The following is a 24,486-nucleotide window of genomic DNA, read 5'->3' as shown; positions in this document are numbered from 1 at the left end:
CCTGCGGCGCGAGTAACCGGGGTCGCTGCAGTTGAACCGCGGCCTTAGCGCGACACCTCGCCGACCACCGCCCGGCCGACTGGAATACGACGCTCGGCAAAGTAGTCCTGCGTCAGTTTTGCCACGATCGGTGACAGAAGCAGCAAGGAGATCAGGTTCGGGATCGCCATGAAGGCATTCAGCGTGTCGGCGACCAGCCACACGAAGTCGAGTTGCGTCACGGCGCCGACCAGCACAAACAGCGTCCACAGCACGCGGTAGGGTTTTTCGACCGACGTGCCGAACAGGTACTCCCAGCACTTCTCGCCGTAGTACGCCCAGCCGAGGATGGTGGTGAAGGCGAAGATCGCCAGCGCGATGGCCAGGAACTGGCCGCCAAAACCCGGGAATGCGGTGACGAAGGCGCTCGAACTCAGTGCCGCGCCCTTGAGGCCGCTGCTCCAGACGCCGGTCACGATCAGCACCAGGCCGGTCATGGTGCACACGATGATGGTGTCGATGAAGGTACCCATCATGCCCACCAGGCCGGACTCGACCGGATTCCTGGTCTGGCCGGCGGCCTGGGCAATTCCTGCGGTGCCGAGGCCGGCTTCGTTCGAGAAGATGCCGCGCGCCACGCCGTAGCGCATCGCCATCATCACCGCAGCACCGGCGAAACCGCCCGTTGCCGCCGCAGGGCTGAAGGCGCTCGAAAGGATCAGCGAAAAGGCCGCGGGAATCTGATCGGCATAGATGCCAAGCACCGTCAGGGACGCGACGACATAACCGATGCACATGAACGGCACCAGTTTTTCCGCCACCGCGCCGATGCGCTTGACCCCGCCGAGCAGCACGCCGCCGGTGAATACCGCCATCACGACACCGGACACCCACGGTTCGATGCCGAAACCGGCTTCCAGCGCGCCAGCGATGCTGTTCGACTGGACCATGTTGCCGATACCGAAGCCGGCGAGGCCGCCGAACAGCGCGAATGCCGCGCCAAGCCAGCGCCAGTGGCGGCCGAGACCGTTCTTGATCGCGTACATCGGCCCGCCGACGTGCTCGCCGCGGTCATCGGTTTCGCGGTAATGCACCGCAAGCAGCACTTCGGCATATTTGGTGGCCATGCCGACCAGCGCGGTCATCCACATCCAGAACATCGCACCGGGCCCGCCGACAGCGATGGCGGTGGCGACACCGGCGATATTGCCGGTCCCGACCGTTGCCGCCAGGGCTGTCATGAGCGCGGCGTAGGGCGTAATTTCGCCGGGCGCGCCGGGTGCCGCCTTGCGTCCGCGCCAGACCATGACGAAGCCGGCGATGATCTTGGTCACCGGCATGAACTTGAGGCGCAACTGCAGGAACAGGCCGGTACCAAGAATCGCGATCAGCATCGGCGGCCCCCACACGAGGTCGTTGATCGCCGTGACAAGCTGCGTAAGTGTTTCCATGGGTTGTCTCCGTTAGGTGCGTTGCGAGGGACTATGCGGGGGTCAGGCGTAGCGGGCGACGCCGAGGTCGTCGATGCTGATGTCGGGACTGCGGCCGCTGACCAGGTCGGCCATGACCCGGCCGGTGCCGGCGGCCATGGTCCAGCCGAGCGTTCCATGACCGGTGCTGAGGTACAGGTTGGGGTAGCGCGTCTTGCCGATGATCGGCGTGCCGTCGGGCGTCATCGGCCGCAGGCCGGTCCAGAATTCGGCCTGGGCGATGTCGCCGCCTTTGGGGAAAAGGTCGCCCACCACGAACTCCAGAGTGCGGCGACGGGGCGCGTCCAGATGCAGGTCGAAGCCCGACAGCTGCGCCGTGCCGCCGACCCGGATGCGGTCACCCAGGCGCGTCACGGCGACCTTGTGGGTCTCGTCCATGATCGTCGATTCGGGCGCCATCGCGGCATCGCCGATTGGCACCGTGATCGAGTAGCCCTTGACCGGATAGACCGGGATGTCGATGCCGATCGGCTTGAGCAACTGCGACGAATAGCTGCCCAGCGCGAGGATGTACTTGTCCGCGGTGAGCACGCCGGCGTCGGTGCGCACGCCGGTGATGCGATCCCCTGTGCGCTCGATGCCGCGAATATTTACGCCGAAGCGAAATGTCGCGCCGAGGGATTCGGCCATCGTGGCGAGGTTCCGGGTGAACTTGAAGCAGTCGCCGGTTTCGTCGCCCGGCAGGCGCAGCGCGCCGACGAACTTGTCCTTGACCAGCGCCAGCGCCGGCTCGTACTTGAGGTAGGCGTTTCCTTCCAGCACCTGGAACGGCACGCCGTACTGCTTGAGGATCTCGACGTCCTTGCCGACGCCGTCGAGCTGTTTCTGCGTGCGGAACAGCTGCAGCGTACCGTGGCTGCGCTCGTCGTAGCGGATGCCGGTATCGGCGCGCAGTTCCTTGAGACAGTCGCGGCTGTACTCGGCGAGCCGCACCATGCGGCTCTTGTTGACGCGGTAGCGCGCCTCCGTGCAGTTGCGCAGCATCGACATGCCCCAGCGCCACATCGCGGGGTCGAGCATCGGCTTGATGACCAGCGGGCTGTGATGCATCAGCATCCACTTGATCGCCTTCAGCGGCACGCCGGGGCCCGCCCACGGCGCCGAGTAGCCGGGGGAGACTTCACCGGCATTGGCGTAGCTGGTCTCCAGTGCCGGCCCCGGCTGCCGATCGACCACGCTGACCTGGTGCCCGGCTCGGGCGAGGTAATAGGCGATGGTGGTCCCGATGACACCACTGCCGAGTACGAGAACATGCATGCCATTTCTCCTTGATTTTGTGCGTGGTCCTGCGCCGCGGAAGCGACGTGACCCGACTGGATTCAAGGGTGTGTAGCAACGCCTGTGCCAACAAATAAACTTCCATTAAAACAGATATTTACGCGAAAGCAAGGATCTTCAGCGGGTTCGTGTGTGTACGTAAATCAATACGCAAACCGCCGGCCAGCACCCCGCTATTCATGAAATTTCCCATCCGATCAATAACTTGTATTTAGTGTATCATTTTAAACACACTGTTCAGATATCGATACAGGAGGCGGCATGCGCATTGCCATCGACTTTGACGACCGGGTTGGCATTGCCCATGAAATCCTGGCGGAACTCGCGCGGCGCTCGCTCAACGTCACGGCCGTCGAGGTCGATCCGCCGTACATCCACATCGAGGCACCGGCGCTGGATCAAGCCGGACTCATCAAGTTGCGCAGCCAGTTGTTACAGATCGCCGGTGTGCGCACCGTCGACGTCGTCGCCATGCTCCCCGGCGCGCAACGGCGCTTGTATCTGGACGCCCTGCTGGCCTCGCAGGCCGATCCGGTATTTGCCGTCGATGCCAGTGGTCGCGTGATCATCGCCAACGGCGCCGCCGTCACGGCAAGCGGAATGTCGGAAGGCGATCTGCGTGCAAGTTCGATGCAGCAACTGATCGGCGATCCGGGACTGCTGGACGCGCTGGTCGATGGGGGTTATCACCTGCCGGTGCGCGAAATCGAGATCAACGGCGAACCCTATATGCTGGAAACCTTGCCCCTGCACGAAACGAGCGGGCGCGTGGCGGGTGCCGTGATGACCCTGCACGCCCCGACGCGCATGGGCGAACGCCTGAGCGCGCTGCAGAATTACGACGCGGGCGGTTTCGAAGCGATCCTCGGCAATTCACCGGAAATCGATCTGCTCAAGCAGCGCGCGGCGCGCATGGCGCTCGTCGATGCCCCGCTGCTGATTACCGGCGAAACCGGCACGGGCAAGGAACTGCTCGCCCACGCCTGCCATGCCGGCAGCACTCGCAGCGCCGAGCCCTTCTTTGCGCTGAACTGCGCCGCACTGCCCGAGAACCTTGCCGAAAGCGAGCTGTTCGGCTATTCGCCGGGCGCCTTCACCGGCGCCCTGCGCGGCGGCAAACCCGGCCTGCTCGAACTGGCGGACGGGGGCACGGTGTTTCTCGACGAGATCGGCGAGATGTCGCCCTACCTGCAGGCCAAGCTGCTGCGCTTCCTCAACGACGGCAGCTTCCGACGGGTGGGCGGCGACCGTGAAGTCAAAGTGAATGTGCGCATCATCAGCGCCACCCATCGCGCGCTCGAGGATATGGTGGCCAGCGGACATTTTCGCCAGGACCTGCTGTTTCGTCTGAATGTCCTGACGCTGCATGTGCCTCCGCTGCGCGAGCGACCGGGCGACATCCTGCCGCTGGCCCAGTTCTTCCTCGCGCGGGCCTGCGCACAGGCGGCGCGTCCCCTGATGCGGCTGTCGTCGGCCGCGTGCGCCGCGTTGCTCGCGAGTCCCTGGCCTGGCAACGTAAGACAGCTTCAGAACGTGATTTTCCGCGCGGTGACGATGTCGGAACGGCTGGTGATCGGCGCCGACGACCTGGAACTTGCGCAAGCGTCAAACCCCGCCGGGCAAGGCATGACGGGGGAAATCACGACGCTTGAACAGGCGGTCGCCGACTTCGAGAAGAACCTGTTGCAGCGCCTGTATGGCGACTTTCCGTCCAGCCGGCGACTGGCCAAGCGGCTCGGCGCCTCGCACTCGGCAATTGCCGCCCGCCTGCGTCGCTACGGGATCTGTTAAGGCGCCGGAAAATAGCCCACCATCCCCGATACGGAGCCACAGCGGAGCGGACCATGATCGATCAAGTCGCCGAGAAAGTCGTGCGTCGTGTCATTCTCGGCTTCCTGCTGGGCGGGCTGCTGGTGCTGAGCTATGCCGTGCTGCATCTCTTCATCGTGCCGGTGGCGTGGGCGATCATCATCGCCTTTGCCACCTGGCCCTTGTACCGGCCCCTGCGAAAACGCCTCAGGCGGCAATCCACGCTGAGCGCGCTGGTCATGACGCTGCTCCTCAGCGCGGCGTTCATCCTGCCGGCGCTGTGGCTGGCAATCCTGTTTCGCGGCGAGATCGCCACCGCCTTCGCGGCCGTCACCGCGCGCATTGGCCAGGGGCCGCCGGCGCTGCCGGAGTTCATTCGCACGCTGCCGTGGGTCGGTGGCTGGCTGCAGGATCAGCTCAATCTGATTGCCGGCGACCCCGAGACCTTCCGGGCGCAGGTGACCGAGTGGGTCCGTCAAGGGTCGGATCAACTCGTCGCACTGGTGGGAGACGTCGGGCGCAACGCCGCGAAACTTGGCTTTGCCCTGATCACCGTGTTCTTCCTCTACCGTGACGGCGAGCAGGTGTTGCACCAGGTCCACCGTGTCCTGCATCGATTCCTCGGCGCGCGCGTCGACGACTATCTCGCCGCGGTGGGGGGCATGACCAAGGCAGTGGTGTGGGGGCTGATCGGCACCGCGCTGGCGCAGGGCTTCGTTGCCGGGCTGGGTTACTGGTGGGCGGATCTGCAGGCACCGGTGCTGCTCGGCGCGGTCACGGCCCTGATCGCGATGATCCCGTTCGGCGCACCCTTCGTCTGGGGATCGATCGGCGTCTGGCTGCTGGCGAGCGGCGACATGATCGGCGGCATCGGCCTGCTGTTGTGGGGTTCGCTGGTGGTGAGCTGGGTGGATAACCTGGTGCGCCCGCTCGTCATCAGCAATGCGACCCGCATCCCCTTCCTGCTGGTGATGTTCGGCGTGCTGGGCGGGCTGGCCGCGTTCGGACTGGTCGGCCTGTTCATCGGGCCGGTCATCCTGGCGGTCCTGATGGCGGTGTGGCGCGAATGGATCGAAGAAGCGCGTCTCGAGGCAGCGGAGTCAGAAGCGGTCAACGCCGCGGCCGCGCCGGCTCCAACCGATGAACGGAACCTGTGACGGGCACGCATACGGCCAACGTCTCAGGAGCAGCCCACTCAGTCTGAGTTCGTTCCCGCTACGCCCTCGCGCCTGGCGAGCCGTTCGGCATTCGCGGTTGCCCGCGCGTGTATCGGGTTGAGCCCGCTTCGGGCGACCCGGGCGACGGCCCTGGAAAGCTGCGAAGCCGTGTCGGCCGACCGGGTCATGGTGCGGACCAGCGTCGCCTGCCGCGCAATCGACTCGGCGACGCTGCGACTCGCCGCGAGCGACATCATCGCCACCACGCCGGCCTGCATCTGCCTGACCGTTCGCGCCCACAGCTGCTGATTCAACTTCATCATCTGCATCGTCATGGCCCGGGACGATTCGACAGCGGCGTCGATCTTTTCCTGCCCCATCAGGTTGAATTCGTGCAGGTCGTGGGCGTTCGGCATGGTGCCGGCGGCAGCGATACGTTCGGTGCGATGGCCGATGACCTGCGCCGAAGCCAGCATCATCTCGCCGGTTTTCATGGCCAGTTCCGTCCAGATCAGGAACGGATTGGCGAACGGATTACGCATTGCGCCGCGCGTCTGCGTGCGGGCCTGCGTCATGTAAGGTGCGGCGGGTCGTGCGGCATCCGCCGACTCGGTCGCATCGTTTGAAGCCGAACCCCGCACCTTGCCGCTACGCACCGTCGCCGGGGCGATGCCCGCCTGCGAGCTGACGAAGCCGCCATGGGGCACCGCGCCCCCGAGTTGCTCGCCCGGCACCGACTTCAGACCGCGTCCGTGGACCGCCGCAAGCTCTGGCCGGGTGCTGCGGACTGCACTATTGGCGAATTCGCCCGTACTTGGGATGGCGTACAGAACCGGGGTTGTCATGATGGGTTCCTTCTTATTCCGGCGGCGGCTCGAAACAATCCGGTCTGGTTGCCGACACCACCAGCTCGTCGCATCCGCCTCGAGTCGCTGTGCAGACGCGATTAGAGGATGGGGCATCAAACCGCGGCGGTCGGTGCGTCGTCGCACACACGGCGGCGGGATCCGTGCGCAGCTCGCCACCGGCACGCAAGGAGGCCGGGGACGCGCGCGACATGCACATTCGCGCCGCAAGATGGCGGGTGTGCCCCGGTCTTCGCTCCGCTGCGACCGCCCATGACCCGGGTTTTCTGCACCGTTACGCGTGGCGGCACCGACGATCGCGTCGCAAGTTCCTGCGCGACCGCGTGTGCGACGTCGCGCTTTTCGGCAGCCGGCCCCGCTACCCCACGCTCAGCCGCCGCGGCCGAAACTGCCGCGTATCGCGGTAATAGCTCGCCGCCTCGCTATCCGCCACAAGCCCCGGAATCCCCAGCAGCGGCAGCGGCGAAAGCTTGCGCGGCGCCAGCGCGGGATCGGACAAATAGGCTGCAAGCCAGGCGTCGGTTTCCACCTGCCGGCTCGCGTCCGGCAGCGCCAGCCACGCGGGATCGACGACACGGTAGATCGCCTTGGCGCACAGGCCGACGAAAGGCTGGCGCAACTGGTCCCAGGTGCCGTGCCCGAAGACGAGGAATCGCGTGGTGTCGATGAGGCGCTTGCGGTGCCGCCAGAAGGCTTCCTCCCATTCGTGCGCGGCCAGCAAGGCGGGGATTTCGGCGTCGGTGGAGACAACGACGATGCCGCATTCGTCGAACTGCGTCAGGGCGTCGCGGCGCAGGCCGCGGCCGGGGAGCCCGGCGGCGCTGCGGGCCCGGCGTTCGGCGATGTGCAGCGCGTTGCAGGCCGCTTTCGTCCGCGGCCACGCGCACCACGCGAGCGCGTTGAAGAAGTCGTGCCAGTCGTCGGCACGCGTGGGCACCGCTCCCGTGGCGAAGATGTGGTCCTCATAGGCGGTGACCTCAACGCTCGGCAGGGTGAAACGGATCGTTCGGCCGGCGGCGGTGGCGGTGCCGGAGGCAAGTTCCTGAAGCAGGCTGCTGAGTTGCGCCCCATCCGGCAGCGTGGCTTGCGTGAAGCGCGCAAGCAACCCGGCGATGGGTTCGAAGAGGGCGCGCGTGGCGTAGGCGGCGGGGGTTTCCTGGACCTGGGTCATGCCTGGTGCGGCGCCGTGGGTGTGCCGCCCGTCGCGTCGGCGAACGGGTCGAAGTAGCGGCACGCCCAGGCGAGCGAGATTCCGAAAACAAGGTGGGTGAGGATTGTCACCCAGCCGCGCGACACCGTGAACCACGGGAAGAGTTCGGTGAAGCCGTGCAGATTGACGGCGTAGATCGCCAGCCCATAGACGGCACCGGCGACGATCGCGGAGCCTGCGCGCATGCGTCTGACAAAGGGCAGCGCGATCGCGGCGTAGATCAGCGACAGGGCGAAGTGGATCAGCGTCGCCACGGCGAGAGCGTCCCAGCGCCACACGGGCTCCGACGCGAGCACCGCACGGCCCATGACGATCGCGGCGGTGAGGCGGGCGTCGCGCAGCAGCATGTCGAACACGGGCGTCGCTTCCAGCCACCACAGCAGCATCTGTGCGGCGGTTGCGACGGTGCCGGCGAGGACGCCCGCGAGAAGGGCTGCGACCGCGGCGCGCAGCAGCGGGGATTCGATGCGCCGCAGCGCCGCGCGCGTCGTCGAAAGCATCAGCGGTCGACGCCCTTGCAGGCATCGGCCGAGCCGGGGGCGTCGCCGGCTGCATCGGCGATGTCCGCGGTTTCGCGCGCCGCATTCGCCGGCGCTGCGAGCCGCATCCGCATGTGCCGGGCGAGGCCGAGGCCGCCCTTGCGCATCAGTGCGTCATGGTTCCAGCGGAACAGCGGCTTCGCGAGCGGCGCGAGCAGGTTCATCCAGCGTCGGGTGGTGCGCACTTTCCATTCGTAGCGGACGATGGTGAGGCCGTTTTCGCGGTCGAAGTGCCAGCGGCCGACACCTTCGAGTTCGCCTTCGACGAAGCCTTCGAGCAGGCGCTGGTGTTCGACGCGGGTGACATGGCTGACGAAGGTCAGCCGGTAGGGCAGCACGCTTTTCCACGTGTAACGCTGGCGCGCGCCGACACCGCTGGGGTCGCCGTGGTCGAGCGCGACGACACATTCGGCGCCGGCCCACCAGTCCGGCCAGGTCTCGGGGTGGGTGATCGCCTCCCATACGGCATCCAGCGGCGCGTCGAACTGCCACAGCGTGGTGAGGTGGTAGTGGTTGCTGCCGTTGCTGCGCATGTCCCCTCCCCGATTCACGGCGTAAAGAAACGCTCGGGAAACGCGATGTCGAATTCGGCGTCGCTCATGTCGACGATCTCGATCAGCTCGCCGCTCGCTTCATAGCTCTGCACTTTCAGCGGAAACCGCACCTCCTGCGCGAGCCACACGCGATAGCGATGCACGCCGGCGACACTGACCCCGGCCGCACCCGCGATTTCGATGACGGTCGCGGGCCGGCCGGCGACTTCGGCGTCAGCCGGCACACTCATGCTGCCGCGGGCGCGCAGCTCGTCGAGGTTCGCGAGCAGCGCGCCGACGTCGGAGTGGTCGACGCTGTGGCCGCGCGGGCTGCGGATCAGCGGGTTGTCCGGGGCAAGGTTCAGCGTCGGCATGTGGTTCAGGCCAAAGGGCGACAGGCGCACGCGGCGCGCGACGGGATCGTAGATCATCACCGTGCCGCCATGCGGCTCGACAAAGTCCATGCGGATCCAGCCAGGCCTGCGCCATGCGTAGCGGATCACCTGCCGTTCGCCATCGGCGGCGACCGAGCGCAGCGTGACACGGTAGCTCTCAAGCGTGCGGAATCGAGCTTCGGCGTCGGCGAGCGGGTCGGCGGCCGCCATCGCGTCACCACCGATCAGGGCGAGGACGAGGAGCAGCCATGGCACGCGCTACTCCCGCACCTGGAGCATGCCGGACATGCCACGCTCGCGATGGCTCTTGAACATCAGCAGGCGGCTGGGGCAGTGAAACGTGTAGTCGCCCGCGGCGAGTTCGACGCGCACGGTTTTCGCCGCTTCGGTAAGCTCGATGTCGGCGAGCGGCTTGCCGTCAGCGCCATCGAGCACGAAGCGGTGCGGGACGATGCCCTGCTCCATGCTGACCTTGAGTTCCAGCGGCCGGCCCGCTTTCGCGATGATGCGTGCGGGCTTGAAGAAGTAGCTGCCGCCGACGATGGTCACGCGCTGCACGCCATCGGCGTCGGTGGGGGCCTGGTAGGGCGGTGCATCCTGCGCGGCGGCGTGCGTCGCGCACGCGAAAACGACAAGGGCGCACACGCGGGCGAACGCCGATCGTTGCGCTGCGATATTCATTGCGCTGACCGACGCAGCACGGCCCCGCCCTTCGCGGCGAACTGCGCCGTGGGCTGCGGAATCGCACGCGGAATCGGGCGTTGCACGGGTCATCGCAAGTGTCTTCTCGGGACGGTTATTGCGCGATGCCGACCGCTGCGGTCGGGCGCCGGATTGTGTCGCCGGGGTCGTGAGTTGAACAACGTCAGCAGGCGGACCATGCCACTTCGGTCTGTTCGCGGCTGCGACCGCTACATCGATCCCTGCGGTATGCAGCCCTTCCGCCCACGGCTCCGGCTAGTGGGTTGACCGCGTGCGGCGAAAAAATATCCCGGCCGGCGAATTTACATTTGAGCGCCCGGGGAACGCTCGAAGAATCAGGAGGAACTGAATCCCGCACGCCGACCATTGATGGCCTCTGCCATGTCCGTCCCGAGTGGGATAAGCTCACGGCTTCAAACGCAGCGCCATTACCGCCGGCGCCACAACCAAGAACACCGCAAACCGTGAATTCTGCCGCACAAGCCCGCCTGTCCCCACGCTCCCCGTTCGATCTGTTCATCGCCTTCACCGTGCTCGCACTGCAGGGCTTTGGCGGCGTGCTCGCCGTCGCCCAGCGCGAGCTCGTCGACCGGCGCCGCTGGATGACGCGCGAGGAGTTCGTCGACGCCTATTCGGTTGCGCAACTGTTGCCGGGGCCGAACGTTGTCAATCTGTCGCTGATGCTCGGCGACCGTTTCTTCGGCTGGCGCGGCGCGCTCGCGGCGGTCGGCGGCATGTTGTTTGCGCCGCTGGTGCTGGTGCTGGTGCTGGCCGCGAGCTACAACCAGCTGGCGAGCTTCCCGGCCGTGGCCGGCGCCTTGCGCGGCATGGGTGCGGTGGCGTCAGGGCTGATCCTCGCGATGGCGCTGAAGATGCTCGGCACCCTGCGCAGGAACCCGCTGGGACCGTGGCTGTGCGCGTTGCTGGGACTGACGACACTGGTCGCGGTGACGGTCTTCCGTGTGCCGCTGGCATGGGTCGTGATCGGGCTCGGACTTGCAGGCTGGTGCCTCGCGCGCTGGTGCATCGCGCGCCAGGACGGGGGCCAGTGATGACGAGCCTGCCCCTGGCCGATCTCGCGGAGCTCTTCCTGCGCTTCCTGATGCTGTCGCTGCTGTCGATCGGCGGCGCGATGTCGACCGCGCCGGAGATGCATCGCTATCTGGTCGTCGACCGCGGCTGGATGAACGACGCCGACTTCACCACCGCCATCGCGCTGGCGCAGGCCGCACCGGGACCGAACGTGCTGTTCGTGCCGGTACTCGGCTTCCAGGTCGCCGGCGTGGCGGGCGCCGCCGCCGCGCTGATCGGCATCCTGCTGCCCTCGACCCTGCTGTCGCTGGGCGTCAGCCGCTGGGGCAGCCGGCGCCGCGACACACCGGGCGTGCGCGCCTTCACCGCGGGGCTCGCGCCGGTCACGGTCGGTCTGGTGTTCGCGACGGGATGGCTGCTGTCGCTGCCCTTCGTCGGCGAACCGGCGCACCGCCTCGGCGCCCTCGCGCTGATCGTCGCGACGATGGCGACCACGTTGAAAACCCGCCTCGCGCCGATCTGGATGATCGCGGTCGGGGCTGTGGCCGGCATCCTGGGGTGGGTGTAGCGTCCCACTCGCTCAGCCCGGATTGCGCGCGCTCACCTTCCACGAGCTCGAATCGAGTACGACACCTTCGTCGGTGACATAGTCGGCCAGGGCCGTCTGCAACGCGTCGACGATCGCCGCATGGCGCTGCGTCGCGAGCTCGCCGGCTTCGCGGTACACCTCGCCCGCCGGGCCGAGCGCGAGCTGGAAGGCCACTGCGTCGTCGAGCGACGTTCCGACCATCAGCGGTGCATCGATGCGTTCGAACTCGACATCCGTGTAGCCGGCGATCTCGAGCTGCTTCGTGACGACATCGGTATTGGCCATCGAGAACGGCCCCGGCCCGCAACTGCGCGCATCGTCTCCGGGTGGCGGCAGATGGCGCAGGATGACTTCCTTCGGCAGGCCCAGCCACGGGTTGTCCTCGATCTGGCGCCACACGATCATCGTCATCGTGCCGCCGGGACGCAAGGACTGGCGCATGTTGCGCAGCGCGGCGACCGGGTTCTCGAAGAACTGCGTGCCGAAACGCGAGAAGCAGAAGTCGTGCGCCGCCTCGAAGGGATAGGTCTGCACGTCGGCTTCGACGAAACGGATATTGCCGACACGGGCGCGATCGGCCTCGCGACGGCCGAAGTCGAGAAACTCGTCGCAGCAATCGATACCCAGCACGGAACCATGCGGCCCGACCCGCCGCGCCAATTCGATGGCCGTATCGCCGAAACCGCAGCCGACATCGACGACCTTGTCACCCTCCTTGACCGACAGGGTCGGGAAGATCCTCGCGCTGTGGTGGGTCAGACCGCCGACGAGGATATGCTTGTATCTTACGAACTTGGGAACGAGGACCTCATTCCAGAACTCGACGTACTCGTTGCCGCCAGAGCCAACGGTCTGTGCCATTTTGGTCTCCTTGGATCAGCGGATCACTCTCTTGGGGGAGCGCCGCACGGCGCCCTGAATTGATCATAGTTCGCGAATCGCGGAATAGAATTTTTCCCGGCGACCGGCGACCGGCGCCTGGGTTTCCGCGCCCCCCAAAGTCCGCACGACCGCGTCAGGCCGTTGGCGGCAGCTGGATCGCCTTGTACTCGAGGAATTCCTCCAGCCCGTAGACGCCGTTCTCGCGCCCGAGCCCGGACTGGCGGTAGCCACCGAAAGGCGCGCGCGGGTTCCACGGCGCACCGTTGATGTCGATCTGGCCCGTGCGGATGCGCCGCGCGACGGCGAGCGCATGCTCGTCGCTGCCAGCCCACACGCCGCCGCCGAGGCCGTAGATCGAATCGTTGGCGAGCGCGATCGCGTCCTCGTCACCGTCGTGCGGCAGGATCACCAGCACCGGGCCGAAGATCTCCTCCTGGGCGACGGTGGACTTGCGGTCCTCGACGACCAGCACGGTCGGTGCGACGAAGAAACCGTCCCCGGCCGGCGTCGCGTCGGGGCCACCGCAAGCGAGCTGTGCGCCCTCGGCGATGCCGCGGCGGATGTAGCCGATGACGCGCTCGCGCTGCACCTCGGACACCAGCGGGCCGAGGCGGCTGTCGTCGGCGAAAGCCGGACCGACCTTGAACGCGGACGCGGCTGCCGCGGCGAGTTGCGCGGCCTCGGCGAGCTTTGCGCGCGGCACCAGCAGGCGCGTGTGCGCCGAGCAGGTCTGGCCGGAGTTCAGCAGGCAGTTCGACACCGTGCCCTTCACCGCGGCCGCGAGGTCGGCGTCGTCGAGCACCACCGACGCGGACTTGCCGCCGAGTTCGAGCGCAACCCTCTTCACCGTCCCCGCCGCGAGCTCGGCGACGCGCCGCCCCGCACGCGTCGAACCGGTGAAGGACACCATGTCGACGCGCGGATCGGACGCGAGCACTTCGCCGACGACCGGGCCGTAGCCGCTGACGAGGTTGAACACGCCGGCCGGCAGGCCCGCCGCCTCGATGATCTCGGCGAGGATGAAGGCGTTGATCGGTGCGACTTCGGACGGCTTCAGCACGACTGTGCAGCCTGCCGCGAGCGCCGGCGCGACTTTCAGCGTGATCTGGTTGAGCGGGAAGTTCCACGGCGTGATCGCGCCAACCACGCCGATCGGCTCGCGCACGATCAGCGAATGGCCGACGCGCTCCTCCCATGCGAATTCACGCGCGAGCTTGGCGTAGTGCTTCCAGCTCGCGAGCGGACCGCCAACCTGCACGCGCGCGGCGAGCTTCAGCGGCATTCCGACTTCGTGCGCGATTGCTGCCGCAAGGTCGTCGCGACGCGCTTCGAAACCCGCGGCGATGCGCTCGATGCATGCCGCGCGTTCCGCCGGCGGCGTACGCGACCAGGCGTCGAAGGCCGCCTGCGCCGCGGCGATCGCGGCTTCCGCGTCCGGCGGCGCACCTTCGGGGATGCGTGCATAGACCGAGGCGTCGCTCGGATCGATGACGTCGATCGAGCCGCTGCCGACCGGAGCGACCCAACGGCCGCCGATGAAGAGTTTGTCGCGTACGAGAGTCACGGGGCTGTCCTCGAGGGGAAGGAAACCTGTCGATTCTAGTGCGGTGAGCGGAAAATTCGCCAAAGAGTGTCGTCCGTTGGCCCCGCAGGAGCGGCCTAGCTCGCGAGACCGTATTTGCGAATCTTGTCGTGCAGCGTGGTCTTGGCGATCTGCAGCGCCTCGCTGCTGCGCGCGAGGTTGCCGTTCTGCCGGCGCAGTTCGGCGGCGATCAGCGAGCGCTCGAAGTTCTCCACGGCTTCGGCCAATGATGCCGCGCGCGTGTCCGGTGACGGCGTGTTGCCGAAATCGCGGGGCAGCCCAAGGACGATGCATTCGGCGGCATTACGCAGTTCGCGCACGTTGCCCGGCCAGTCGTGCGTCATCAGCTGCTGCATCTGCTCACGGCTCACCTCGGGCAGCGGCCGGTTGTGCCGCTGCGCGGCGTGCAGCAGGAAGTGTTCGAGCAGCAGCGGAATGTCCTCGCGCCGCTCGCGCAGGGGCGGCAACTCGACCTTGGCAACGTTCAGCCGGTAGTACAGGTCGGCACGGAATTTCTGGCGGTCGGCGAGTTCGCGCAGGTCATCCTTGGTCGCCGCCACCACGCGGCAGGAGACGGGAATCAGCTGATTGGAGCCGAGACGCTCGACGACGCGTTCCTGCAGCACGCGCAGCAGCTTGATCTGCACCGCCATCGGCATGCTTTCGACTTCGTCGAGGAACAGCGTGCCGCCGTTGGCGTGTTCGATCTTGCCGATGCGCCGCTTTTGCGCCCCGGTGAAGGCGCCGGCCTCGTGGCCGAACAGCTCGCTGTCGATGAGGTTGTCGGGCAGGCCGCCGCAATTGAGCGCAACGTAGTTCGCCCCATGCCGGCTGCTCAGGTCGTGCAGGCAGCGCGCCACCATCTCCTTGCCGGTGCCGGTTTCGCCAAGGATCAGCACGTCGACGGCGGTGTCGGCGACGTCGAGCAGCAGGCGGCGGACCTTCTCGATCTGCGGCGAGCGGCCGACGAGCCGGTTTTCGATCTCCTCGCGGTGGTCGAGGCGACGGCGCAGACTTTCGACTTCCATCGTCAGCGCGCGTTTTTCCAGCGCGCGGCGGACCACTTCGACCAGGTGCTCCGGCGAGAAGGGCTTGGGAATGAAATCGTAGGCGCCGCTGCGCATCGCTTCGACGGCCAGCGACACGTCGCCATGGCCGGTGATCATGATGACCGGCAATGCGGCGTCCTGCGCGATGAGGGTGCGCAGGAACTGCAAGCCGTCCATGCCCGGCAGGCGCATGTCGGTGATGACGATGCCGGGAAAATCACGACCGACCAGGCGCTGTCCCGCCTCGGCCGAGGCCACGCCGTGCACCGCGATGCCGGCGAGTTGTATCGCCTGCTCGCAGCCGAGGCGCACATTGGGATCGTCCTCGATGATGAGGACCTTGAGCTCAGGATTCAGCGAAGGAGTGGAAGTCATGCCTGTGATTCTCCGGCCGCCGGCAGGTCCAGCGTGAATACGGCGCCACCGTCGGGATGGTTGGCCGCGGACAGGTCGCCGCCGAAATCGCGGACGATGTCCTGCGAGATCGCGAGACCGAGGCCGAGCCCGACACCGGCCGGCTTGGTGGTGAAGAAGGGTTCGAAAATATGCGCCAGGGCCTCGTCGGAGAGACCCGGACCACTGTCGATGACGCGCACCCGCAGGCGCCCCGCACTGCCCGCCTCCGCTTCCAGGCGCAGGCGGCGGACGGGGCAGTCGCCCATCGCATCGACGGCATTGCCAATCAGGTTGACCAGCACCTGCTCGAGACGGTTCTGGTCGCACCACGCGAGCGCCGTCCCTGGCTGGCAGTGGTTGTCCACCGCCACCTCGGCGCGGCGCAGCTTCTGGTCGAGCAGGAACAGCGCGCCGCGCAGCGCGTGCGCGACATCCACCGACTGGGGCCGTGCTGGCGATTTGCGCGCGTAGGTCTTGAGCGGGTCGATGATCTCCCCCATGCGGTCCACCAGCGTCGTCATGATCTGCAGATTGTTCTGCGCCGTGGCCTGATCGCCGCGCCGCATGAACTCGATGGCATTGCCCGAAAGGGTGCGCAAGGCGCCGAGGGGCTGCGTCAGTTCGTGCGTGATGCCGGTGGCGAGCTGGCCGAGCACGGCGAGCTTGGCGGCCTGCACGAGTTCGTCCTGCGCGGCGCGCAGCGTCTGTTCGGCGCGTTCACGTTCGACGACTTCGGCACGCAGGCGCTCGTTGGCTGCCGTCAGATCGGCGGTGCGCATGCCCACCTTCTGTTCCAGTTCGGCGTTGGCCCTTTCCAGCAGCAGCTGGGCTTCGGCGCGGCTTTTCAAGGTGCGGCGACGCTGCATCAGGAACAAGGCCAGCAGCAGCACACAGCCCGTCGCCGCCGCCGCGAGCGCCGCATGCGTCGCCGCGTCGGCGCGCGCCTCGCGCAGATCGGCAAACGTCGTCAGCCGCCAGCCGGTGCCCGCCAGCTGGCGGCTCTCGACAAGGAAGTCACGGGTCTTGAGGCGCCGTTCGCCCGCCAACGTGGGCACCTCGGGGAAGGACACGACCTGGGCCGAAGCCGCGTGCTCGAGCGCGATGCTGACAGGAAACGGGCGGATCGCATGATCGGCGAATTGCCGGCTGGCGCTGATCTCGGCAGCCACCTCCCCGCTCAGCGGCCGTAGCGCCATGTACTTCCACTCCGGCACCGATGCAAGGACGACCACGCCATTGGCGTCGGCGAGCAGCACCGGCAGATCCTGCGGCAGCCAGCGGCGTTCGAGTTCGGCCAGACCGACCTTGACCACCGCCACGCCGACGACACGCCAAGCCTGGCGCTCGTCGCGGATCGGGTGGGCAAAAAAGTAGCCCGCTTCGTTGCGGGTCTCGTCGATGGCGTAGTAGCGATCCGGTGCCCCGCGCGCGGCGGCCTGGAAGTAGCTGCGCATCTTCTGGTTCTGTCCGAGCAGGTTGTCGGAATAGACCCAGTCGCTGGACGCGATCACCGTCCCCTGCATGTCGAGCACGAAGATCGCGAGGCCGCCGAAGTAATCGTTGAGTTGCTCGAGATAGTGGTTCGCGACGGGCTGGCGGCTTTCCTGCTCGCTTTGCGGCGCGCGCAGCAGATCGAGCACATCCTTGTTCAGCCCGACGGCGCTGGGCAGGTGCGCATAGCGCGTCACCGAACCGTCAACGGCCGTGGCGAGCAGGTCGAGGTCGTGCTGCGTGTCGATGCGCAAGGCGGCAAGGCGCGCCCGTGCGCTGAAATGGTAGGCAGCGGCTCCCGCCAGCACCATGCAACTGGCGACCAGCGCAAGACGCAGCGCAAGGTGAAAGCGTGACCGCGGAACCATTGGCGATGGAGGAAAGGACTTTTTTTGGAGGAGGCTGGAAGTATGCGCCAGCGCGCGGCAGTCTTGCTGCCTTGCGCCGGCGCAGATGCGCGCGCGACGCCGGATAGGCGCCTCGCGCACGGGCGGCAGCGATCAGGGGTACAGACCGCGCACCGCGCGCGCTTCAAGGACTCGCTTGCACGCGACGACGAAAGCCGCCGTGCGCAAGCTGAGTTCGCGCTCCTGAGCGATGTGCCAGACGGCAGCGAAGGCCTCGGTCATGATGCGCTCGAGGCGGCTGTTGATCTCCGCTTCGGTCCAGAAGAAGCTGGAGAAATCCTGCACCCACTCGAAGTAGCTGACCGTCACGCCGCCGGCGTTGGCGAGCACGTCGGGCACCACCAGCACCTTGCGGTCGTGGAGGATGTCATCGGCTTCCGGCGTGGTCGGGCCGTTGGCGCCCTCGACGACCATCTTGGCGCGGATGCGCGGCGCGTTGGCGGCGGTGATCTGTCCTTCGACCGCGGCCGGCACGAGGATCTCGCACTCCAGCGCCCAGAAGTCCGCCGGCGCGATCTCGGAGGCGCCGGGGAAATCGCCGAGCTTGCCGCCTTCGGCGAGGTGTTTGCGCAGCTGGTAGGGGTCGAAGCCGGCCGGATTGTGGATGGTGCCGGCGACGTCCTGGATCGCGACGAGCTTCGCGCCTGCGTCATGGAAAATGCGTGCCGCGGCTTCGCCGACGTTGCCGAAGCCCTGCACCGCGATGCGCGCGCCGGTGATCGGCAGGCCGATCTTTTCGGCCGCCGCGCGGGCGGTGACGAACACGCCGCGGCCGGTCGCGTCATGCCGGCCGAGGCTGCCGCCGAGCGAGATCGGCTTGCCGGTGACGACGCCGGTGGCGGTGCGCCCCTGGTTCATCGAGTAGGTGTCCATCATCCACGCCATCACCTGCTCGTTGGTGTTGACGTCGGGCGCCGGGATGTCCTTGTCGGGTCCGAGCAGGATGTTGATCTCGCTGGTGTAGCGGCGCGTCAGGCGCTCCAGCTCGGCCTGCGACATCGGCTTCGGATCGACACGGATGCCGCCCTTGGCGCCGCCGTAGGGCACGTTCACCACCGCGTTCTTGATCGTCATCCATGCCGACAACGCCATCACTTCGGAGAGCGTCACGTCCGGATGGAAGCGCACGCCGCCCTTGCCGGGGCCGCGCGACACGTTGTGCTGCACGCGGTAGCCTTCGTAGTGGGCGATCTCGCCATTGTCCATGCGGATCGGCACATCGACGACGAGGATGCGCTTGGGGCGGCGCAGGGTCTCGATCCACGGACGCAGCGGCGCGTCGATGTACGGGGCGACCGCCTCGATCTGGCTGAGGTAGGTTTCCCACGGGCCGAGGTGGTCGGCGGAAAGGTAGGACGGTATTGCGGCGTGATGCATGCTGTCTCCTCTACTTGTAATCTTGAGTGCTGTCTTTGCTGTGCTTGTTCAGTGCTGCAGGATCTTCGCGAGGAACTGCTGCGCGCGTTCCGAGCGCGGGTTGGCGAAGAAGGCTTCCTTGCTGTCGTCCTCGACGATCTTGCCGTGGTCCATGAAGATCACGCGGTGGGCGACGCGCTTGGCGAAGCCCATCTCGTGCGTGACGCACATCATCGTCATGCCTTCCTGGGCGAGTTCGGTCATCACATCGAGCACTTCGTTGATCATCTCCGGGTCGAGCGCCGAGGTCGGTTCGTCGAAGAGCATGCAGATCGGGTCCATCGCGAGCGCGCGGGCGATCGCCACGCGCTGCTGCTGGCCACCGGAGAGCTGGCCCGGAAACTTGTGCGCGTGGGCCTTGAGGCCGACGCGGTCGAGGAAGTAATGGCCCTTCTCCGCCGCCTCGTCCTTGTCGCGCTTGAGCACCTTGATCTGCGCGAGCCTGAGGTTGTCGCTGATCGTCATGTGCGGGAACAGCTCGAAGTGCTGGAACACCATGCCGACGTGGGCGCGCAGCTTCGAGAGGTTGGTCTTCGGTGCGCCGACCGAGGTGCCATTCACGTGGATCGCACCGTCCTGAAACGGCTCCAGGCCATTGACACACTTGATGAGGGTGGACTTGCCGGAACCGGAGGGGCCGCAGACGACGACCACTTCACCCTTGTTCACGTGGGTGGAGCAGTCGGTGAGGACCTGGAAATTGCCGTAATGCTTGCTGACCTTGTCGATGGTGATCATGACGATGCCTTTTCGCTTGAGGTGTGTATCGGGAACGCAGACGCCGCGGGTTCAGGCGGTCTGCAGACGTTTCTGGAAGTACCGCACGCCCTGCGAGGCGGCGAAGCACAGGACGAAATAGATAGCGCCGGCAAAGAGCACCAGCTCGACGAGACGGCCGTCGCGGTCGCCGACCTTGTAGGCCGCGCCGAAGAAGTCGGCGAGCGCCGAGACGTAGACCAGAGAGGTATCCTGAAAAAGAATGATGGCCTGGGTGAGCAGCAGCGGGACCATGTTGCGGAAGGCCTGCGGCAGCACCACGTGGAGCATCGCCTGCGGGTAGCTCATGCCCAGCGCATGGGCGGCGGCGAGCTGGCCCTTGGGCACCGACTGGATGCCGGCGCGGATGATTTCCGCGTAGTAGGCGGACTCGAACAGCGCGAAGCCGATCATCGCCGACGCCAGCCGCACGTCGGAGCCGGACGGCAGGCCGAGGAAGTTTTCCAGCAGCTTGGGCACGATCAGGAAGAACCACAGCAGCACCATCACCAGCGGCACGGCGCGGAAGAGGTTCACGTAGCCGGCCGCAGCCCACGCCAGCGGCTTGATCGACGACAGCCGGGCCATCGCCAGTAGCGTGCCCCAGACGATGCCGGCGACGAGCGCGAGACCGGTGATCTCCAGCGACACTAGCAAACCCTGGCCGAGGAAACCCATCGCGCCGGGGATCGACGACCAGTCGAATTCATAGGAACCGAACATATTCACTTGCCTCCGAGGTAACCGGGGACGCGCACGACGACTTCCACCTTGCGCATGAGCAGCATCACCACGACGTTGATCAACACGTAAGCCACCGTCACGGCGACGAAGGATTCATACGGCTGCGCGGTGTAATCGACCAGCTGGCGCCCCTGCGCGGCCAGTTCGAGCAGGCCGATCGTCGAGCACACGGCCGAGTTCTTGAAGATGTTGAGGAACTCCGAGGTCAGCGGCGGCACGACGAGGCGGAAGGCCATCGGCAGCATCACGTGGCGGTAGGTCTGCGGCAGCGTCAGGCCGAGCGCGAGGCCGGCATTCTTCTGCCCGCGCGGCAGCGCATTGATGCCGGAACGCACCTGCTCGGCGACGCGCGCACTGGTGAAGAAGCCGAGGCACACCATCGCTGCGACGAACTGCTGGGCGAACGGGTTCATCGCCTTGAAGGCATTGCCGATGCCCGCCGGCAGCAGTTCCGGCAGCACGAAGTACCAGAAGAACAGTTGCACCAGCAGCGGGATGTTGCGGAACATCTCGACGTAGGCCGTCGCCACACCCGAGAGGCCGCGATGCGGCACGGTGCGCAGCACGCCGACCACGGCGCCAAACAGGAGCGCGATCAGCCACGCCGACAGCGACAGGACCAGCGTCGTCTTCAGACCGGCGAACATCCAGTCGAGGTAGGTGCCGTCATTGACGGCGCTGGGCAACAGAAAGACGCCCCAATTCCATTGGTATTCCATGCATGACTCCAGAAACGGCGGAGGGGAAGGCCCCGGCGGCGTCCGGACCGGCTACGACAGGCGTAGCCGGTCCCCGCCCCCTGGCGCGGACGCGCCGGGGGATCGGCGGAGCGGGCCGTCGCCGGCCCGCCCCGGGGTGCTTCAGGGGCTGGTGCTAGAGCGGGGTGCTCAGCGTTTTTTTCAGTACTCCCAGAAGATGCGCTGCAGTTCCTTGCTGTCCTGCGTCCTGGTCAGGGCGACCGCGGCGAGGATGCGCGCCTTCTGCGGGTTGAGGTCGTGGGCGACGACCCAGTCGTACTTGTCGTCGGGCTGCTCGGCGTTGCGCAGCACGAAGCCGCCGCCGGTGACGCGCGCCGAGCGGATGACCTGGACGCCCTTGCCGCGCAGGTCCTGCAGCACCGGTACGATGTGCTTGGCGACCGAGCCATTGCCGGTGCCGGCGTGGATGATCGCCTTCACGCCGTCCTTCTCGAAGGCGCGATAGGCCGACGGACTCATGTTGCCGTAGCCATAGGCGACCTCGACCGGCGCGAGCTTCTCGATCTTCTCGATGTCGAATTCCGAGTTCATCGTGTGACGCTTCACCGGCGCACGGAACCAGTAACTCTTGCCCTCGACGACCATGCCCAGCGCCCCCCACGGGCTCTTGAAGGCTTCGGTGCGGATGTTGATCGCCTTGGTGACGTCGCGGCCGCTCTGGATCTCGTCGTTCATGGCCACCAGCACGCCCTTGCTGCGCGCGTCCTTGGCCGCGGCGACGGCGACGGCGTCATATAGGTTGAGCATGCCGTCGGCCGACAGCGCGGTGCCCGGCCGCATCGAGCCGACGACCACGATCGGCTTGTCGGTGCGCACCACCAGGTTGAGGAAGAAGGCCGTCTCTTCCAGGGTATCGGTGCCGTGAGTGATGACGATGCCGTCGACGTCCTCCTGCTTCGCTAGCGCTGCGACGCGCTTGCCGAGGGTCATCAGCTGCTCGTTGGTGAAACTCTCGGAGGCGATCTGGAACACCTGCTCGCCACGCACGTTGGCGACATCAGCGAGTTCGGGCACGCCGGCGATGAGCTTGTCGACCGGGACCTTGGCGGCCTGGTAGGTCGCGCTGGCGGCGGCAGTGGCGCCGGCGCCGGCGATCGTGCCGCCGGTGGCGAGGATGACGACATTGCTCTTGGCGTCGGCAAGCGCCGCGCCGCTCAGCGTCAGCGCCGCGAGCAGCGGCAGTGCGCGGCCGGCAAGCCAGCGGGTTAGGTCAAGGGTATGCATGAATTGTCTCCTGAATGGTTCTCGGGCGTAAGCGTTTGTTGTTTTGGGGACGGCGGTGCGCTTATTCGAACGGACGGTCGTTCGGGGCCTTGAACAGGTTCTTCATCGAATCGGACAGAGGGAAGCCGAGATTGATGTTCTTCGGCGGGATTGCCGCCTGGAACCATTTGTTATAGATCTTCTCGGCCTCGCCGGAGGCCATCGCCTTGGCGATCGCGCCATCCACCAGCGCCTTGAAGGCCGGATCTTCCTTGCTCATCATGCAGCCGTACGCTTCAAAGGATTGCGGCGTGCCGGTCACGGTCCACTCGGCCGGGCGCTTGGCCTTGGCCAGTTCGCCGTACAGCAGCGCGTCGTCCATCATGAACGCCACCGCGCGGCCGGTTTCCAGCGTCAGGAAGGACTCGCCGTGATCCTTGGCGCTGATGATGCTCATGCCGAGCTGCTTCTCTTCATTCAGCTTGCGCAGCAGACGCTCGGAAGTCGTGCCGGCGGTGGTCACGACGTTCTTGCCGGCCAGTTGGGCGAAGTCCTGCACGCCCGAATCCTTCTTCGTCATCAGGCGCGTGCCGACGATGAAGATGCTGTTGGAGAAGGCCACCTGCTTGGCGCGCTCGCTGTTGTTGGTGGTCGAGCCGCATTCGATCGCGACGGTGCCGTTCTGCACCAGCGGGATGCGGTTCTGCGAGGTCACCGGCATCAGCTTCACCTGCAGGTTCGGCAGCTTGAGTTCGGTTTTGATCGCATCGACGACCTTCAGCATCATCTCGTGCGAATAACCGACGACTTGCTGGTTCTGGTCGTAGTACGAAAACGGAATCGACGACTCGCGGTGGCCAAGCGTGATGCTCCCCGTTTCCTTGATCTTCTGCAGCGTGTTCGCCTGGGCGACAGCCGGCACGACGGCGATGGCGCCGGCCGCGAACAGGGTGGCGACGGTGGTCTTCAGGGGGTGGCGCAGTTTCATCATGTCTCCTTTGGTATGGGGCGATAAATGGCCTTGATGCCATTCTCTTTGCACGCCCCGTGCCAGGGAGTTTTGCTGCACTGCGCAACGTTCAAGCCCTTGAGTTATCGGGAACTGCGATTTCTCCATTGTGCAGACGCGTTCGGAAACCCGAATTTCGACCGCAAGCGGCGTTCGGTTTTCCGAACGCCCTGCCCCTGCGTGGCGGCCGACGCACGTCGACCCAGGTGCAATTCGTCGCTGAGCTCGGCTTCGCCCGCTGAGCCCCATGTCCAACCCAAAAAGACAAGGAGCACACCACGATGCACATCGAACTCTTGGACGGCCGCAGCCCCGAAAAGAAGCGCGAGCTCGGGAGGCAGTAGCTCAACCGCGTCGAGAGTGCCTACTCAAGCCGGGACGATTCGCTCGAGGCGGATGTCGGCACTCTTTACAACTTATGATGGGTGCGAACAGGTGACAACATTAAGCCATTGTTTATATTGCAAAAGATAAATATGGAAAGAAAAATGCTTAGTCAGCGTCGGTTCGATATCTAACAGTCAATAACTCGCAGAAAAGGGGAAAATATGCCTAATTGGAGCAAAGCGTTGGTAGCCGGCACATTCGCTCTGTCAATCGGTACGGCGCAGGCCGCATTCATCCTCGATACCGGTCCCGGCGCGGGCGGCTTTGAATTGACCCTCAACAATAGCGGCGTCAGCTTCCAAAACCTCGGCGTGACCTTCAACGTCTCTCAGGCGTCCAGCATCACCAGCGTCGAAGGCTGGATCGCTCCCGGCACGGGCGATGTCCTCTTTGAATTGCATGAAGGATCCGGCCCGACCGGCACCCTGCTTTTCAGCAGCCTCGTCACGATCGGCGGGGCGTCGGATGGATGGCGCGGCGCGACCGGTCTGGACTGGGACGTGATCGCCGGCGACTACACACTGGCTCTCATTGCACAATCTGGCTTCTCGGGCGGGATGCCAGCCAACCCGACCAGCCCGGCGGGCACCGAGTGGTTTATGAATCCGCTTTCGAACGGCTGGTCGACGACAACCTTCAACATGGGCTGGCGCGTGGGGGCGGAGCAGTCCACCGTCCCAGAGCCCGGGAGTGCGCTGTTGCTCGCGCTGGGTCTTGCCGGCCTTGGCGCGGTACGGCGTCGGCGTTTGGGCGCTTAGACGCTTCGGACTGTGTTAAGAAGCTCGGCCGCTACCGGCATCCGGCGAATCGATGTCCCGCAAGGGCAG

General features: G+C 66.2%; 23 protein-coding genes. 5 read left to right on the top strand and 18 right to left on the bottom strand.

Going from position 1 to position 24,486, the window contains the following annotated elements:
* Positions 1 to 44 precede the first annotated feature (44 nt).
* Both GPA25_RS06745 and GPA25_RS06740 read right to left on the bottom strand, forming a co-directional pair.
* Positions 45 to 1,430, bottom strand: a complete 1,386-nt coding sequence (locus GPA25_RS06745) for an alanine/glycine:cation symporter family protein (RefSeq protein ID WP_169259603.1) — start codon at positions 1,428 to 1,430, stop codon at positions 45 to 47.
* Positions 1,431 to 1,472: 42 nt separating this feature from the next.
* Positions 1,473 to 2,726, bottom strand: a complete 1,254-nt coding sequence (locus GPA25_RS06740) for a D-amino acid dehydrogenase (protein ID WP_169259602.1) — start codon at positions 2,724 to 2,726, stop codon at positions 1,473 to 1,475.
* Between the two features lie 282 nt (positions 2,727 to 3,008).
* Here GPA25_RS06740 and GPA25_RS06735 point away from each other — a divergent pair, with 282 nt between their 5' ends.
* Entirely contained in the window at positions 3,009 to 4,538 is a 1,530-nt protein-coding gene (locus GPA25_RS06735) for a sigma-54-dependent transcriptional regulator (RefSeq protein WP_169259601.1), read from the top strand.
* A 53-nt stretch (positions 4,539 to 4,591) separates the two neighbouring features.
* On the top strand, positions 4,592 to 5,713 hold the full coding sequence (locus GPA25_RS06730; protein WP_169259600.1) for an AI-2E family transporter: 1,122 nt from the start codon (positions 4,592 to 4,594) through the stop codon (positions 5,711 to 5,713).
* A gap of 38 nt (positions 5,714 to 5,751) precedes the next feature.
* Here GPA25_RS06730 and GPA25_RS06725 read toward each other — a convergent pair whose 3' ends face one another.
* The 6 genes from GPA25_RS06725 to GPA25_RS06700 form a co-directional block, all read right to left on the bottom strand.
* On the bottom strand, positions 5,752 to 6,447 hold the full coding sequence (locus tag GPA25_RS06725) for a polyhydroxyalkanoate granule-associated phasin (RefSeq protein ID WP_169259599.1): 696 nt from the start codon (positions 6,445 to 6,447) through the stop codon (positions 5,752 to 5,754).
* 490 nt (positions 6,448 to 6,937) lie between these two features.
* Positions 6,938 to 7,750 (bottom strand): DUF3025 domain-containing protein, encoded by an 813-nt coding sequence (locus tag GPA25_RS06720; protein WP_169259598.1) that lies wholly within the window; start codon positions 7,748 to 7,750, stop codon positions 6,938 to 6,940.
* Positions 7,747 to 8,289, bottom strand: coding sequence for a hypothetical protein (locus tag GPA25_RS06715; protein WP_211162984.1), 543 nt, complete (start codon positions 8,287 to 8,289; stop codon positions 7,747 to 7,749). Before GPA25_RS06715 ends, GPA25_RS06720 begins: the two co-directional genes overlap by 4 nt.
* Complete coding sequence (locus tag GPA25_RS06710) at positions 8,289 to 8,861, bottom strand: SRPBCC family protein (RefSeq protein WP_169259597.1); 573 nt, start codon at positions 8,859 to 8,861, stop codon at positions 8,289 to 8,291. The genes GPA25_RS06715 and GPA25_RS06710 overlap by 1 nt, the downstream gene beginning before the upstream one ends.
* Positions 8,862 to 8,875: 14 nt before the next feature.
* The gene (locus GPA25_RS06705; RefSeq protein WP_343034856.1) at positions 8,876 to 9,511 is read right to left on the bottom strand and encodes a LolA family protein; all 636 of its coding nucleotides are present in this window, start codon (positions 9,509 to 9,511) and stop codon (positions 8,876 to 8,878) included.
* A gap of 3 nt (positions 9,512 to 9,514) precedes the next feature.
* On the bottom strand, positions 9,515 to 9,937 hold the full coding sequence (locus GPA25_RS06700) for a cupredoxin domain-containing protein (RefSeq protein ID WP_246265433.1): 423 nt from the start codon (positions 9,935 to 9,937) through the stop codon (positions 9,515 to 9,517).
* Between the two features lie 485 nt (positions 9,938 to 10,422).
* On the opposite strand from GPA25_RS06700, the gene GPA25_RS06695 reads away from it, so the two are divergent.
* Positions 10,423 to 11,010, top strand: a complete 588-nt coding sequence (locus tag GPA25_RS06695) for a chromate transporter (RefSeq protein ID WP_169259595.1) — start codon at positions 10,423 to 10,425, stop codon at positions 11,008 to 11,010.
* Positions 11,010 to 11,558, top strand: a complete 549-nt coding sequence (locus GPA25_RS06690; RefSeq protein ID WP_169259594.1) for a chromate transporter — start codon at positions 11,010 to 11,012, stop codon at positions 11,556 to 11,558. Before GPA25_RS06695 ends, GPA25_RS06690 begins: the two co-directional genes overlap by 1 nt.
* A gap of 12 nt (positions 11,559 to 11,570) precedes the next feature.
* Here the strand turns inward: GPA25_RS06690 and GPA25_RS06685 are convergent, their stop codons facing one another.
* The 10 genes from GPA25_RS06685 to GPA25_RS06640 all read right to left on the bottom strand — a co-directional run bounded on the left by GPA25_RS06685 (position 11,571) and on the right by GPA25_RS06640 (position 23,254).
* Positions 11,571 to 12,440: a class I SAM-dependent methyltransferase gene (locus GPA25_RS06685; RefSeq protein ID WP_169259593.1), complete on the bottom strand. Its 870-nt coding sequence runs from the start codon at positions 12,438 to 12,440 to the stop codon at positions 11,571 to 11,573.
* 154 nt (positions 12,441 to 12,594) lie between these two features.
* Entirely contained in the window at positions 12,595 to 14,025 is a 1,431-nt protein-coding gene (locus GPA25_RS06680; protein WP_169259592.1) for an aldehyde dehydrogenase family protein, read from the bottom strand.
* 95 nt (positions 14,026 to 14,120) lie between these two features.
* Positions 14,121 to 15,467 (bottom strand): sigma-54-dependent transcriptional regulator, encoded by a 1,347-nt coding sequence (locus GPA25_RS06675; RefSeq protein WP_211162982.1) that lies wholly within the window; start codon positions 15,465 to 15,467, stop codon positions 14,121 to 14,123.
* The gene (locus GPA25_RS06670; protein ID WP_246265426.1) at positions 15,464 to 17,347 is read right to left on the bottom strand and encodes a sensor histidine kinase; all 1,884 of its coding nucleotides are present in this window, start codon (positions 17,345 to 17,347) and stop codon (positions 15,464 to 15,466) included. The genes GPA25_RS06675 and GPA25_RS06670 overlap by 4 nt, the downstream gene beginning before the upstream one ends.
* A gap of 132 nt (positions 17,348 to 17,479) precedes the next feature.
* Positions 17,480 to 18,763 carry a Glu/Leu/Phe/Val family dehydrogenase gene (locus GPA25_RS06665; RefSeq protein WP_169259591.1) on the bottom strand — a complete coding sequence of 428 codons (1,284 nt, stop codon included), beginning with the start codon at positions 18,761 to 18,763 and terminating at the stop codon, positions 17,480 to 17,482.
* A 48-nt stretch (positions 18,764 to 18,811) separates the two neighbouring features.
* Positions 18,812 to 19,540 carry an amino acid ABC transporter ATP-binding protein gene (locus GPA25_RS06660; protein WP_169259590.1) on the bottom strand — a complete coding sequence of 243 codons (729 nt, stop codon included), beginning with the start codon at positions 19,538 to 19,540 and terminating at the stop codon, positions 18,812 to 18,814.
* Between the two features lie 51 nt (positions 19,541 to 19,591).
* Positions 19,592 to 20,281, bottom strand: coding sequence for a glutamate/aspartate ABC transporter permease GltK (gltK, locus tag GPA25_RS06655; RefSeq protein ID WP_169259589.1), 690 nt, complete (start codon positions 20,279 to 20,281; stop codon positions 19,592 to 19,594).
* A 2-nt stretch (positions 20,282 to 20,283) separates the two neighbouring features.
* The gene (locus tag GPA25_RS06650) at positions 20,284 to 21,021 is read right to left on the bottom strand and encodes an amino acid ABC transporter permease (RefSeq protein WP_169259588.1); all 738 of its coding nucleotides are present in this window, start codon (positions 21,019 to 21,021) and stop codon (positions 20,284 to 20,286) included.
* Positions 21,022 to 21,201: 180 nt separating this feature from the next.
* Positions 21,202 to 22,284 (bottom strand): type II asparaginase, encoded by a 1,083-nt coding sequence (locus GPA25_RS06645; RefSeq protein WP_169259587.1) that lies wholly within the window; start codon positions 22,282 to 22,284, stop codon positions 21,202 to 21,204.
* 61 nt (positions 22,285 to 22,345) lie between these two features.
* Complete coding sequence (locus tag GPA25_RS06640; RefSeq protein WP_425486363.1) at positions 22,346 to 23,254, bottom strand: glutamate/aspartate ABC transporter substrate-binding protein; 909 nt, start codon at positions 23,252 to 23,254, stop codon at positions 22,346 to 22,348.
* 566 nt (positions 23,255 to 23,820) lie between these two features.
* Here GPA25_RS06640 and GPA25_RS06635 point away from each other — a divergent pair.
* Positions 23,821 to 24,417, top strand: coding sequence for a PEP-CTERM sorting domain-containing protein (locus GPA25_RS06635; RefSeq protein ID WP_169259586.1), 597 nt, complete (start codon positions 23,821 to 23,823; stop codon positions 24,415 to 24,417).
* Positions 24,418 to 24,486 lie beyond the last annotated feature (69 nt).

The organism is Aromatoleum diolicum (genome assembly GCF_012910955.1).
Taxonomy (GTDB): Bacteria; Pseudomonadota; Gammaproteobacteria; order Burkholderiales; family Rhodocyclaceae; genus Aromatoleum; species Aromatoleum diolicum.
The sequence above is the reverse complement of the archived record's forward strand: the minus strand, read 5'-3'. Positions and strand labels throughout refer to the sequence as shown.